The 13,446-nt window shown below is 65.7% G+C and carries 12 protein-coding genes and 1 pseudogene; 6 read left to right on the top strand and 7 right to left on the bottom strand.

All coding sequences use genetic code 11. The features are described 5' to 3' along the window. Window positions 1–74: 74 nt before the first annotated feature. The 3 genes from nrfD to ACT4ML_RS12005 all read left to right on the top strand — a co-directional run bounded on the left by nrfD (window position 75) and on the right by ACT4ML_RS12005 (window position 4,252). On the top strand, window positions 75–1,391 hold the full coding sequence (gene nrfD / locus ACT4ML_RS12015) for an NrfD/PsrC family molybdoenzyme membrane anchor subunit (RefSeq protein ID WP_444721079.1): 1,317 nt from the start codon (window positions 75–77) through the stop codon (window positions 1,389–1,391). 226 nt (window positions 1,392–1,617) lie between these two features. Continuing rightward, complete coding sequence (locus tag ACT4ML_RS12010) at window positions 1,618–2,844, top strand: putative manganese transporter (RefSeq protein WP_444721078.1); 1,227 nt, start codon at window positions 1,618–1,620, stop codon at window positions 2,842–2,844. Window positions 2,845–2,944: 100 nt separating this feature from the next. Further along, window positions 2,945–4,252, top strand: coding sequence for an outer membrane protein assembly factor BamB family protein (locus tag ACT4ML_RS12005; protein WP_444721077.1), 1,308 nt, complete (start codon window positions 2,945–2,947; stop codon window positions 4,250–4,252). A 78-nt stretch (window positions 4,253–4,330) separates the two neighbouring features. Here ACT4ML_RS12005 and uvrB read toward each other — a convergent pair whose 3' ends face one another. Together uvrB and ACT4ML_RS11995 are read right to left on the bottom strand one after the other, a co-directional pair. After that, window positions 4,331–6,385, bottom strand: coding sequence for an excinuclease ABC subunit UvrB (gene uvrB, locus ACT4ML_RS12000; protein ID WP_444721076.1), 2,055 nt, complete (start codon window positions 6,383–6,385; stop codon window positions 4,331–4,333). A 77-nt stretch (window positions 6,386–6,462) separates the two neighbouring features. After that, window positions 6,463–7,818, bottom strand: a complete 1,356-nt coding sequence (locus ACT4ML_RS11995) for a sodium/calcium exchanger protein (protein WP_444721075.1) — start codon at window positions 7,816–7,818, stop codon at window positions 6,463–6,465. Window positions 7,819–7,863: 45 nt separating this feature from the next. Between ACT4ML_RS11995 and ACT4ML_RS11990 the strand changes: the two genes are divergently transcribed. Together ACT4ML_RS11990 and ACT4ML_RS11985 are read left to right on the top strand one after the other, a co-directional pair. Then, window positions 7,864–8,028, top strand: a complete 165-nt coding sequence (locus ACT4ML_RS11990) for a hypothetical protein (protein WP_444721074.1) — start codon at window positions 7,864–7,866, stop codon at window positions 8,026–8,028. Between the two features lie 131 nt (window positions 8,029–8,159). Then, window positions 8,160–8,429 carry a DUF7553 family protein gene (locus ACT4ML_RS11985; RefSeq protein ID WP_444721073.1) on the top strand — a complete coding sequence of 90 codons (270 nt, stop codon included), beginning with the start codon at window positions 8,160–8,162 and terminating at the stop codon, window positions 8,427–8,429. Between the two features lie 36 nt (window positions 8,430–8,465). Here the strand turns inward: ACT4ML_RS11985 and ACT4ML_RS11980 are convergent, their stop codons facing one another. The 4 genes and pseudogenes from ACT4ML_RS11980 to ACT4ML_RS11965 form a co-directional block, all read right to left on the bottom strand. Beyond that, the gene (locus tag ACT4ML_RS11980; RefSeq protein ID WP_444721072.1) at window positions 8,466–8,888 is read right to left on the bottom strand and encodes a DUF2267 domain-containing protein; all 423 of its coding nucleotides are present in this window, start codon (window positions 8,886–8,888) and stop codon (window positions 8,466–8,468) included. A 65-nt stretch (window positions 8,889–8,953) separates the two neighbouring features. Further along, complete coding sequence (locus tag ACT4ML_RS11975) at window positions 8,954–10,327, bottom strand: hypothetical protein (RefSeq protein WP_444721071.1); 1,374 nt, start codon at window positions 10,325–10,327, stop codon at window positions 8,954–8,956. 81 nt (window positions 10,328–10,408) lie between these two features. Next, a pseudogene (locus tag ACT4ML_RS11970) lies at window positions 10,409–11,497 on the bottom strand (saccharopine dehydrogenase family protein). A gap of 80 nt (window positions 11,498–11,577) precedes the next feature. Continuing rightward, window positions 11,578–12,708, bottom strand: a complete 1,131-nt coding sequence (locus tag ACT4ML_RS11965; RefSeq protein ID WP_444721070.1) for an ORC1-type DNA replication protein — start codon at window positions 12,706–12,708, stop codon at window positions 11,578–11,580. Window positions 12,709–12,840: 132 nt separating this feature from the next. Between ACT4ML_RS11965 and ACT4ML_RS11960 the strand changes: the two genes are divergently transcribed. After that, the gene (locus ACT4ML_RS11960) at window positions 12,841–13,176 is read left to right on the top strand and encodes a hypothetical protein (protein WP_444721069.1); all 336 of its coding nucleotides are present in this window, start codon (window positions 12,841–12,843) and stop codon (window positions 13,174–13,176) included. 19 nt (window positions 13,177–13,195) lie between these two features. On the opposite strand, the gene ACT4ML_RS11955 is transcribed toward ACT4ML_RS11960, so the two are convergent. Continuing rightward, a complete protein-coding gene (locus ACT4ML_RS11955) occupies window positions 13,196–13,363 on the bottom strand; it encodes a DUF1059 domain-containing protein (protein WP_444721068.1) in 168 nt (55 codons plus the stop codon). Window positions 13,364–13,446: the final 83 nt, after the last annotated feature.

Raw genomic sequence — 13,446 nt, 5'->3', positions numbered from 1 at the left:
CGATCCGCCGACTCGACCTTGCAAATGCATCGCAGGGACGCAAGTGAGCCGCTGGTGAGTTCCACCGTAGCACGATGGGGACGAAAACGCCCAGCGAGGCCGACATCTTGCGACCGATCGGACAGGTATCGAAAGCGTATTTCATACTGGTCGCGGTCGCGGGACTGGCCTTCGTCGCCTTCCTGATCGGCTGGGCCTTCCAGTTACAGCGGGGACTTGCCGTCACCGGCCTCGGCGACTGGGGGAGCGGGGGCGGCGCGACGTGGGGGGTGTACATCGGCGCGTTCATCTGGTGGGTCGGCATCGCCCACGGCGGCATTATCCTCTCGGCCGCGGTCAGGCTGTTAGGCATGGACCGCTACATGCCCGTCGCGCGACTCGCCGAGTTGCTGACGATCGCCGGGCTCTCGGCGGCCGGCTTTTACATCATCGTCCACCTCGGCCGGCCGGACCGGATGGTCACGAGCGTCCTCGGCCACTATCACGTGACGGTCCACGCATCGCCGTTGGTATGGGACGTGACCGTCATCACGGCCTACTTCGTCCTGACGGCGACCTATCTCTCGCTCACCTTACGCTACGATATCAGCCGACTGCGCGATCAGCTCCCGGACCAGCTCGGTCCGATCTACAGTCTCATGACGATCGGCTACACCGAGAGAGAAGACGCGGCCGTCGAACGGATGGTCTGGTGGCTCGCGCTCGCGATCATCATCATGGCACCGCTCTTGCTCCACGGCGGCGTGATTCCGTGGCTGTTCGCCGTGATTCCGACCATGCCGACGTGGTTCGGCGGCGTCCAAGGACCGCAGTTCCTCACCATCGCGCTGACCTCGGCGATCAGCGGCGTGATCCTCCTCTCCTTTGCGTTCCGTCGCGCCTACGACTGGGAACACATCATCACCGACGACATCTTCCGCGGACTGCTCCTGTGGCTCGGCTTCTTCTGTCTGCTCTTCCTGTGGCTGCAGCTCCAGCAGAACATCACCGGGCTGTTCACGGCGCCCGTCGATCTCACCCACGCCGCGGTCGCCAGAGCCACCACCCCCATCTACGTCTTCGCGATGAGTCTGGTCTTCGTCGTGCTCGCCTACATCTTCGCGCAGTCGATCCGCCCGGAACTGTTCACCAAGCGCCGAGCCGCCATCTCCGGCATCGCAGTCTTGACCGCAACGATCATCGAGAAGGTGCTGTTCGTCGTCGAGGGCTTTCTGCACCCGACGTTGGACATCTACCACGCGACGCCCGGCGTCTACGTCCCGAGCCTGATCGAGATCTTGTCGATTATCGGCACGATCGGGATGGTCGGACTCTTCTTCCTCACCGTCGCCAAAGTGTTCCCGGTCGTCGAGCTCCACGCGATCGAACACCTGCGGGACGATCACGAATAGCGACGTGAGACGTTGCTCTCGCCGCTCCCGTTTCGCCGGCCGTTACGCGAGCCAGTCCGTCCGTCGTTGCCGCCGTCGGCGCACCGACGAGGCCGCGTGAGCGCTCGTTCGGCGATTCTCTCGAGAGACTGCCACCACCAGCAACTATTTATTCTATGCTGCTAAACCCTTATTTAGAGATGTCTAATCCTCGAGTCGCGAACTCGCACCCCGCGAGTGACCGGCCATGAACGAGCTTCTAACGGTTCTCCTCGAGTCGCTGCGGGACGGCTACGTGCAGGTGAGTGCGTTCGTCGCCGTGACGGTGCTCGCGTTCGGGCTGCTCCAGTACTGGACCGACGGGGCCGTGATCGCCGCGATCGAGGACAACGAGCGACTACAGGTGCTGTTCGGCGGCCTGCTCGGGCTCACGCCCGGCTGTGGCGGCGCGATCGTCGTCATGCCGCTGTACGTCCGCGGTACGGTCAGTTTCGGCACCGTCGTCGCGACGCTGGGCGCGACCGCGGGCGACTCGGCGTTCGTCATCCTCGCGCTCGCGCCCGAAGCGGCGCTGTACGCTTACGCCATCGCCTTCGTCGCCTCCGTCGCGACCGGCTACCTCGTCGATTCGGTCGGGCTGGGCGTCTCGAGAATCGACGCCGCCGTCGCGCACCTCTCGCCCGACGCGACGCCGGACGGCGGAGCAGTGGTCAACGGCGGCGTCGGGCCGAACCCGGCCCACGACTACGGCGGCCCGGCACCGACCCACGCCCACGAAACGGGACCGGATCGACGCTCTCGAGTGCTCACGCCGCTCTCCCATCTCGCACACGTCGCGTGGTGGGCCATCGCCGTCGCGGGGCTCGCCCTCGGCACGCTCTACCTGCTGCGGGGCGGTCCCGAGGTGCCGCTCGCGCTCGGCGTCGGCTTCGACGGCCTGTTCACCGTCGTCGGCATCGTCGGCTCCGCGCTGTCGCTGTACCTCTACGCGATCGGCCGCCACTACGTCGGCGAAGGGGAGATCGCCCGCGCTCGAGACTCCTTCGGGTCGGTCTACGACACGCTCACCCACGCGGCGATGGAGACGAGTTTCGTCACCGTCTGGGTGCTCGCGGCCTTCCTGCTCTACGAGTACGGCGTCCTCCTGACCGGCGTGAACGTCGCCAGCCTCGCCGCGGCGGCCGGCGTCCTCGCCCCGATCGGCGGCGCGGTCGTGGGGCTGATCCCCGGCTGTGGACCGCAGATCCTGTTAGCGAGCGTCTATGCCGGGGGCGAGCTCCCGTTCTCCGCGCTCACCGCCAACGCGATCTGTCAGGACGGGGACGCCCTGTTCCCGCTGCTGGCCGTCGACGCCAAGGCGGCGATCGTCGCCTCGATCTACAACTTCCTGCCCGCCGTCGTCGTCGGCGTCGCGCTCCACTTCCTGTGGGGGCCTGTCTTCGGCATGGCGGAGTTCGGATTCGGCGTGCTGTGATCTCGATTCCGGGGCTGGAACGCGACTGCACCTCGTGAACCGAACGTGTAACCGCTACTCATCACAATTGAATTAAGTGTCGGCCTCTGACAGGGAGCGCATGCGACGCCGCGAAGCGCTCGAAGCGATGGCAACCGGGGCGATTACGACGACCGTCGGTTGCGTCTCGTCATTCCTCCATACAGAACCGCCATCGAGCGCGTGGGAGTACGACGTATCCGACGTTCTGGCGATCGAGGGTACCGAAGCGCGAACGATCATCGCCGCCGAACGGGAACTCCTCGGGCTCACACGCGACGACGGCGACGTTTCCTGGCGACACTCCAGTACGTCCATCGCCGGCCTCGAGCGTGACGAGAACAGCTACTATGCGTATGGTTCGGGAGGTGTCCTCGCGGTCGATCCCCGGAACGGCGAGAAGCGGTGGCACGTCGGTGGCAGTTACCAGCGGCTCTACCCGGCCGAGTCGACGATCGTCTGTTACGCCTCTAACGGGCGCGAAACGGTTGGTCTCGATCCGGAAACCGGTGAGACGGTATGGACGTGGGAAGGGAACATGATCTACACGTACACCCCGACGTTCGGCCTTGTGCCAGGAGACGAATACCGGGGCTTCAACCTCGAGGAGGGCTCCGTCACGTGGACGTTTAAAGAAGGGGACGACCGGGCCCCGGTCGCGGTCGTGGACGGATCGATCGTGCTCTGGGTTCGGGCGGAGTCGACGGCGGCGCTGGTCGCACTGGATCGGGACACCGGGATCGAGCAGTGGCGGTTCGAGGTCACGGACGACCGGTACGGCGACGGCGGGGTGGTCGACGGGACGCTGTACGCATCGATATACGGCGGAACCGATCCGACTCGCCTCCACGCGATCGATGTCGAGTCGGGGCGAAACCACTGGTCGACGACGATCGAGACCGGGTTCGACATCTCGAAGGTGACGCCGGAGGTCGGCGTCGACGGGACCGTGATCGCAACTGCATCACCGAACGACCCGCTCCCGGGAACCTGTGCGATCAATCGAACGACGGGGGCGATCGAGTGGAGCAAACGGGATCACGAACTCATCACGACGACCGATGACTACGTCGTTCTCGAGGGCGACGGCGGCGACTTCGTCGGGCTGGAACCGGACGGCTCGGCGGCGTGGGACGGCGGAATGAAGTTCGTTCCGCAGGTCGGCAGTCCCGCGTCGGACGGACTCGTCTATACCCCACCGGAAATCGTCACGTTCGAGGACTCGTTCGTCGCTGCGTTTACCGGCACGAACGCCGTCGAGTCGTGGGACCTGACGGCTGGGACGCGTCGATGGCGGAAGTCTCTCGAGACGACCGTCGACGCGTTGTTCGCTGCGAACGACGAGCTCTACATCGTTGCAGACGGGACGGTCTCGGCTGTTCACCGATAACGCTCGGCGACTGCGTCGTCGAGCGAGACGACAGGTGTGCTCTGGCAGGCCGGCCGCTTCGGCCATGAGATCGGGTGGTCAGAACTCATCGCTCGGCGGTGCGATCCCCTCGTCGCTGCCCTCGAGTTCGAACTCCTCCCGAACTTCGCGAATCCGATCGCGAATATCAGCAGCCAACTCGAACTCGAGGTTGCCCGCGGCTTCCTCCATCTGGGCCTCGAGTTCGTCGATGTAGCGGGCGGCGTCGTCCTCGTCTTCCAGTTCCCGGCCGGAGACCTCGCTGGTGTCGGTCTTGCTGCCGGGGAGGTTGGTCTCGCCGATCTCCTTCTCGATCGTGGTCGGTTCGAAGCCGTGGTCTTCGTTGTATTCCTGCTGGATCTCGCGGCGGCGCTGGGTCTCCTCGATCGCGGACTCCATGGCGTTCGAGGGCTCGTCGGCGTAGAGGACGACCTCGCCGTTGACGTTTCGGGCCGCCCGCCCCATCGTCTGGACCAGCGTCGTCTCGCTCCGGAGGAACCCCTCCTGATCGGCGTCGAGGATCGCGACCAGCGAGACCTCGGGGATGTCCAGTCCCTCCCGCAGGAGGTTGATCCCGACGAGCACGTCGATTTCACCCAATCGCAACGAGCGGATGATCTCGTGGCGCTCCAAGGTGTCCGTCTCGTCGTGCATGTAGGCCACGTCGACGCCCGCTTCCTCGAGGTACTCGGTCAGGTCCTCGGCCATGCGCTTGGTGAGGGTAGTGACGAGGGTGCGCTCGTCGCGGTCGATGCGCTCGTCGATGCGGTCCATCAGGTCGTCGACCTGTCCGCTGGCGTCCGAGACCTCGATCTTCGGGTCGACGAGGTGGGTCGGCCGAACGATCTGTTCGACGATCCGCTCGCTCTCCTCGCGCTCGTAGTCGCTCGGCGTCGCGCTGACGTACAGCGTCTGGTCGGTCTTTTCCTCGAACTCCTCGAAGGTGAGCGGGCGGTTGTCGTAGGCGGTCGGCAGCCGGAAGCCGTTCTCGACCAGCGAGTCCTTCCGGGACTTGTCGCCGGCGTACTGGCCCCGAATCTGGGGCAGGGTCACGTGGGACTCGTCGACCACGGTCAGGAAGTCGTCGGGGAAGTAGTCCATGAGGGTGTAAGGGGCCTCGCCCGACTCGCGATCCGAGAGGTACAGCGAGTAGTTCTCGATCCCCGAACAGTAGCCCGTCTCCTGCATCATCTCGAGGTCGAAGGTCGTTCGCTCTTCGATGCGCTGGGCCGCGATCATGTCGCCTTTCCGCTCGAAGTAGGAGATCCGGGAGTCCAGATCGTCGCGGATCTCGTCCATCGCCTGCTCGAGTTTCGTCTCCGGAATCGAGTAGTGCTCCGCGGGGTGGATCAACACCGCCTGCTGGTCGCCGTGGGTCGTCCCCTCGAGCGGGTCGACCTTGACCATGCGATCGATCTCGTCGCCCCAGAGTTCGACGCGGACCGCGTAGCGGCCGTACATCGGGTAGATCTCGACGGTGTCGCCCCGCACCCGGAAGGTGCCCTGCGTGAAGTCGACATCGTTGCGCTCGTAGTTCAGGTCCACGAGCTGTGCGAGTAGCTCGTCGCGGCCGACCTCCTCGCCGACCTCGAGTCGCAGGGACATGTCGATGTAGTTTCGCGGGTCGCCGAGGCCGTAGATCGCGGAGACCGAGGCGACGACGATGACGTCCTCGCGCGTGAGGAGGGACCGGGTGGCGGAGTGGCGCAGGCGGTCGATCTCGTCGTTGATCGAGGCGTCCTTGTCGATGTAGGTGTCGCTCTGCTCGACGTAGGCCTCGGGCTGGTAGTAGTCGTAGTAGGAGACGAAGTACTCGACGGCGTTGTCCGGAAACAGGTTCCGGAACTCCTCGTAGAGCTGGGCCGCCAGCGTCTTGTTGTGGGCGATGACCAGCGTCGGCTTCTGAATCTCCTCGACGGTCCACGAGACGGTGTTGGTCTTCCCGGAGCCGGTCACCCCGAGCAGGGTCTGTCTGTCCATCCCCGACTGGAATCCGTCGGCTAGTTGCTCGATCGCCTCGGGCTGATCGCCCGCGGGTTCGAAGGGGGCATCGACCCGAAACGGCCGATCGACGTCCGGACGGTCCGGCTGGAGGGGACCTTGCGCGTCACTCATTATCGGTATCAAGAGGTCAAGGCACTTTACGCGCTCGCATTACGCGACCGCGAGCGGAGACGACGGCGACCGATGAGTCAGTCCGCGTGCTCCGTCTGGGACGGTCTGGGCCCTCGACCGATCGCTGCCCGCGTAGTCAACGCGGTCCGCTCGAGGAGTTCGCGGACGCTGTCGCGTCGCCGGACGAACAAGGCGAGACCGAGCAGGACGTACACGGCGGTGTAGCCGTAGAGGATGGTCATACTGAGCTCCGTCACGACCGGCTCGGTGTACGCCCGGATGACGTAGAACTCCGCGAGGACCTGCGTGACGAACAGTCCGAGCACCGCGAGCGCCTCGCGGGTGCTGATCTCGAAGTTCGTCAGGATGGCGATCGCGAAGAAGCTCTGGGCCGCGGTGATCCAGATCTCTGCGACCTGCTTCGAATCGAACGGGAGCGTTCCGACGCTCCCGGCGGAGATCGAGTAGACGACCGCGAGCGTCCCGATGAGCAGCGTCCACTGATTGAGCTTCGAGGAGATGAGCGCGTTGAATCCCGCGGTCGTCCGCGCTTTGTTCACGAGATAGGCGACGACGATCAACTCGGGGCTCTCCGAGGCCAGCGGAGCGAGCCACTGGATCATGAAGAACTCGGGGATGCCATACTGGAGGCCCACCTGCTCGAGGCCCTCCGCGAACGGATGTACCGCAGTGAAGATGATCGCCCCCGAAAACGCGAACCCGAAGAGGACGACTGCCACCCGCTGGAGCGTGGGAAGGCCCTGGAAGTATGCGGGCACACCGACGTGTGCTTCGGTTTCGTCGACGTCACTCCGAATAATCACGAGGAGGTAGAGCAGGTAGAGGCCGACGAGAACGAGCGTATCGACCATCCCGATACCGCCGCCCAGCGGGACGAGAAACGCAAAGGCCGTCGCCACGAGGAGGAACACGATCTCGAGGGAGATCGCGCGGTCCAGCGTGACCACGTCCGCGAGGGTTCCCGAGCGGTGTTCGACCGCCGGATCGGCCGTGTACGTCGCGCGGTAGATGCTGAACAGCGCGATCCCCGACCAGCCGAGACCGATGAGAATCCGGTTCGCACCGGTCATGTTGGCGACCGCGAGGTTGCCCGCCTCGCTGGAGCCGGCGCCGGCCTGCCAGGCGTACAGCGCGTCGACGGCGTATTCGGGAGCCACGGCCAGGACTGCCAGCACCGCGATGGCGAACGCCTGCGGAACGTCTTTCTCGGCGGTTTCGGCCGCCCACGCGAGCAGGAACGCCGCGCCGAGGATCGCGGTTCCGGCGACGGCGACGGCGAGACCGGCCGCGATGTTTTCGCTCGGATGGACGGTTCCGTAACCGCCGTGGGAAAGGAACGTTCCGATCCACGGAACGGTCAAGAGCAGCGTGACGATGACGGCGACGAGCGGATGGCGTAACCGAGACGACATGTATTCAATACTGAACAGGCTGGCCCCCCATATAAGCCACAAGATATGGCACTGACGGGCGATTTCGAGAGCGTCATGGCTCGAGGAAGCGAAATTCCGATTTTGTCGACATTCGACGATCTACTCGGTTCGAAGGCTATGGCTGCCGAATTCGACAGTATCAGGGATAGAGAGATAGGTGCCAGTGCCGGAGACGAACTGCGCGGCTGATCAGTCGGTCGGTATATCGACCCCGGACGTGACCCGCGAAACGTTCAGCAGGAACTGACGCGTTCGGGTCTCGGACGGACGTGGCGATTGCTCGCCCAACCGTTATGACTCGAGTCCCCGTCCGTCCGCCCATGACGGAGCAACTCCAGCAGGCCCGCGACGATCTCGAGGAAGCGGCGAAATCGGCGGACAGCGACGATATTCGCGAGGACATCCGCGAGACGACCGACGCGTTCGCCGATTACGTGATGAGCGACACGGCACCCGATCACGCCATCCTCGACGAGCGACTCAACACGCTCCGACAGGTCAGCGAGCAGGCGGACGGCAACACCGAAGACAAGGTCGAATCGGCGATCGATTCCGTCGAGGACTACCGCGAGACCGTCGATCAGGCCTGAGAACACGAACGGACGGCGGTACCGAATCCGCGACGATCAGTATTCTCCCGGCGTGCGATCGGCCGCGTCGATGTCCGCGTCCGTCTCCGCGAGCAGTTCCTCGAAGCCGTAGTCCTCGAACTGGTCGACGACCGCCGCGCGCTCGCTCTCGTCGACCGCCTCGAGGACCGTCCCGAGGACGGTCGTCGCCGCTTCCTCGCCGTGTAACTCGACGGTGTCCATGCGCTGGTCGATCCGAGAGACGAACTCCTCCTCGGAGAAGCGCTGGCCCGACTCGCCCCCCGTGAGGTGCTGGCTCAGATCCCCCGGCAGCTGTGCGGCGAGGTCCGCGGCCTCGTCCTCGCTCAGCCGTTCGCCGAGCGTCTCGAGGACCGCCCGCGTCGCGTCCGTTGCCGCGTCCTCGTCCGCGTCAGTGGCGGCTCGGTCGCCCACCGTCTCGAGCAGTGCGTTCTGGTCCATGTCCGTGGCCACGGGGACTCGTCACGTCACGGTTCGGGCGGCACCTGCCGGGGTCGCGCCGCGGATCACTCGACGATGTCCTCGAGCCGACCGCCGATCTCCGCGAGGTCGTCGTTGATGTCGTCGCCGGAGCTCTCGCCGGGCAGAATGTCGCCGAGCGCGGCGCCGAACGAGGCGACGGTCCAGACGACGCTGATGCGAGCGATCGCGACGACGGGGTCGTGCCAGTCGGCGACCCGTCCCCACATCGTCATCAGCGCCGCGGCAGTCAGAAACGAGACGACCGAAATGCCGACCATGCGTCGCGGAACGAGGCCGAATATCGGCCGGTGCACCTGTACGTCCTGTGGTCCGGCCCAGTAGACGAGCGCCATCACCATCAGCAAGACGAACGCCGCGTTCGCGAGGAAGAAGACGGGGAACCCGCCGACCCGAAAGGAGAGGAAGTACTCGGCGACGTCGAAGACGCCGTCCTCGACCAGAAACGGCACGGCGAAGAAGATGCTCCCGACGAACGCCTCCGCGATATCGCGGGTGGTGTACTTCCGGATCCGGTCGCCGAACGTGTCGTCGAGGGTCGCGTGTCTCGTTCGCTCCCTGAGACGCCGCATTTCGTGGCGTTCCTCGTGATCGTCGGCGTGGGACTCGAGGCTGTCGAACTGCTCGAGGATCGCGTCGACGAGTTCGATATCGGTCAACCGTCGGCTCGAGGCCGCGGTCGGGGTCTGGGTCGCGGTCGAAGCCGAGTGCCGTCCGTCGCGGGCCCCGTCTCGGCCGGCTCGGAGGCCGTCGCGATCGGCCACAGCGGACGGCGCGGAGTCTTGAACCGAGAGGATATCGCCGAGCGCGGCGCCGAGCGAGCCGACGGTCCAGAGCACGTTGATGCGGGCGAGGGCTTCGGTCGGCGGCTGCCAGTTCCCGACCCGGCCCCAGACGGTCATCAGGACGGCCGCGGTGAGAAAGGAGACGACGAGGATCATGATCACCCGCGTCGGGACGCGGCCGAAGAGGAGCTCGGCCTCCGTCTTGTCCCGGCCCGTCCACTCGACGAGCGCGTACGTCATCGTCACGACGAACAGCGTGTTCGCGAGCAGGAAGACTGGGATCGAATGGACCGTCACCTCGAAGAGGTAGTCGGCGATGTCGAAGACCCCGTCCTCGACGAGCAGCGGGGACGTGAAGATCACGCTCCCGACGAACGCTTCGATCGCGTCGCTGACCCGGAGCCCCCGGACCCGCGAATCGATCAGCCCCCGCTCGTGGGCCGCCGACAGGAGCCCCTCGAGTTCGCGGATCTCCTCGTGAGCGTCGCTCGATTCGGTGTCGGCCGCGAAGTCCGTGAGCCCGTCGAAGAGATCCTCGACGTGGGCGGGCGTCGAGTGCGGTTCGAAGCGGCCCGCGCCGTCCTCGAGAGGATCGGCCAAGGGATCGGTGTCCATTCTGGGTAGATCGCAGGGTACGAACGGGAGCGGGTATAGCGTTGTGGTCCCGGATCGACGAGGGCGCTCCCGAACGCGTCGTCACCTGAGCAGCGGACTCACTGGTGACGACGCGTTCGGCGTCGACTCGTCGAAGTAGCCGTCGACGCCGTCGAGTTCCAGCACGAATTCGGGGCCGAACGCACCGGCCGGGGTCCGGAACCCGTCGTCGACCCCGCCGGCGAGTACTCGCCGCGCGGTCGTCACGGCCGCGTCGACGGTCACGACGTACGGGTCGGGGGTCCGCAGTCGGGAGACGACCCGCTCGTCGTCGGTCCTGGCCTCGCCCCAGATATACGCCGACCCGCGTTCGCGGGCTCGTTCCGACGGCCCCTCGCGGACGCCGGCCACCTGCTTCAGCGCCCATCAAACCGACTTCGATTCGAACAGCGGCGCGAGATAGCGGTGCGATCGCAGTGCCAGCCGAGCGGGCTGGGGCATCACCGCGTACACCTCGACGTTCGGGGTCCCGGTCGTGTAGTGGGCCGTCGACACGTCTCCCATCGGCATCGTGACCGCCGGCCGCTCGCCGCGACCGAAGTCGATCTCGCGGGTCCGCCACGCCGTCGGCACGCTCTCGAGTCGGCCGTCGCGGCGAACGGCACCGCCGGTATCGGCACCCTCGAGGACCGTCCGTATCGTCCCGATCGACGGCACGCGAAACGAGTCGACGCCCAGCGCGAGATCGGTCGCGTCCGGGAGCCGCTCGGCGAGATGCGCGGCGAGACAGTCCATCGGAACCGTCGAAAACGCGGCAGACGGGAGGAGGGTGACGGCGGCGTCGGCCGCCGCGTCGTCCCGATCTTCGAGCCCCTCGATGACGGGAATCTCGCCGGTGATGTCGACGTAGTCGGTCCCGCTTCGGAGACACCCCTCGACGAGCGCGTCGGCGGTGTTCGAGAACGGGCCGGCGCAGTTCAAGACACAGTCGACGTCCGCGAGGGCCGCCGCGACGACCGCGGGGTCCTCGAGATCGAATCGTCGGCCCGGCTGTCCGAGATCGTCGACCTGTTCGCGGAGCGGATCGCGGTCGCGACCGGCCAGAATCGGATCCAGTCCGCGGTCGATCGCCTCGCGAGCGATCAGGCTCCCGACGAACCCGTACGAGCCGTAACAGAGGAGCGAGGGCATACCCCGCGTACAGGTCATCGACGGGTAAGCGACCGGCCAGAATAGTCATCGGTCTCGGGCCGTCGACCCGCGAAAACGGGTCACTCGAGCCGGTCCAAGACCGCCTCTTTCTCGTAGGACAGCGAGAGCGACCGCGAGCGCCCGCGGCCGTCGACGTCGGCGTAGTCGGCGTCGATCAGCCCGAGCTGGTCGAGTTTGTTGACGATTTCGGAGTAGCGGGTGTAGCCCAGGTCGGTCCGGTCGTGGAAGACCTCGTAGACCTCGCCGGCCTGCTCGCCGTCGCGGTCGGCGATCACCTCGAGCAGCGCCTGCTCGGTGTCGGTCAGCCCCGAGAGGCTCCGCGAGAGGTTGATGTACTTGGACTTCTCGTAGGCGTCCTCGACGTCCTGACGCTCGACGGTGCGGCTGGCGCGCATCTCGGCGTTGAGCCCCGCGCGGCGCAGCAGGTCGATTCCGACCCGCAGATCGCCGCTCTCGGCGGTCAGATCCGCGACGTACTCCAACGTCTCCCGACCGATGACGCCCTCGTGGAAGCCGCGCGTGACCCGCTCCTCGAGGATGTCGACGATCTCGGGCTGGTCGTAGACGGGGAAGTAGACGTCTTCGGGGCGGAACACGCTCTGGACCCGCGAATCGAGTTCGTCGATCACGTCGAGTGCGGGATCGGAGGAGACGACGACGACGCCGATCTTGGCGCCGGGGTACTCCTCGTGGGCGCGCAGCAGCGAGTAGAGCGTGTCACTGGCCTCGTTCTCGTAGAAGAGGTAGTTGATGTCGTCCAAGGCGACGACCAGTACCTTGTCCTCCTCGACGAGTTTCTCGGCGATCTGGCCGAACAGCTTCTTGAAGGAGATGCCCGACGAGGGCGGCTCGTAGTCGAACGTGCCCTCGAAGAGCCGCGAGAACACGGAGTAGCGGGTCGCGTTGACCTGACAGTTGACTCTAATCGTTCGGACCTCGCTCGTCTGGGCCCCCACCTCGTCGAACAGTTTCTGGATCGCCGTCGTCTTGCCGGTCCCGGGCGGCCCCCGAACCACGACGTTTAACGGTCGCGACCCCCGCACCGCCGGGCGCAAGGCGTAGGTCAGGCTCTGGGTTTGGCCCTCGCGGTGCTTGAACGTCTCGGGGACGTAGTCGATCTCGAAGACGTGCTCGTCCCGGAACACGGATTCGTCCCACGACAACATCCCCTCTTCGGGGTCGTCTGCCATCACTTTCACCCTGCTTCCGCAGCGTCTTAATGCTTCGGTGGGTCGATCCCTCGCTCGATACCAACTGTCACCAGTTAGTGTTTCACACAGTCACAAACATTAATATTCATTATATCTATTTAGCTCGTAGCGATGACGCCACCGGAACCCCCAGACGCGATTCCCGACTTCCTGCTCGAGCAGTTCGACGACCTCTCGCCGGAGACCCTGCGGGGGGTCGCCGACTACGCTCGCGAGGAAACGTACGCCAAACCCGACGAGATGCCGGATTCGATGTCGACGGCCTTGGCGCTACAGGACGACGAGACGGTCGCGGCGATCGCCGACTACGCCGACGCGCTCGCCGAGTTCCTCGCGGAGCGAGACGCCGACTCGCTCAGAGAGATCACCGGCGACCCGAGCGACGAGGAAGAGAAGTGGGGTCACAAACGAATACTGGAGTGGCACGGCGGCGGGCGGCAACGGTAGCCGTCGGGCAGTCGGCGATTCAGGCGGCCTCGATTCGCTCGAGCCACCGATCGAGATCCGCCGGCGCGATTCGGGTGCGATGTGCGACGCGGGCGTGGGCTCTCGCGAGCCGCGCCGCCTCGGAATCGGCATCACAGCGCAGCTCGAAGGAACAGCCGTCCCTGGGACACTCGAACTGATATGGCATGTGATACCACAGACTCCGCGCAGTCGTAGGTGTTGTACTTGCATGCCCCAGTGCAGTATGGCGACTCTCGCCGGTTCCGACCG

This window comes from Natrinema sp. LN54 (genome assembly GCF_052439245.1).
GTDB lineage: Archaea > Halobacteriota > Halobacteria > Halobacteriales > Natrialbaceae > Natrinema > Natrinema versiforme_A.
The sequence above is the reverse complement of the archived record's forward strand: the minus strand, read 5'-3'. Positions and strand labels throughout refer to the sequence as shown.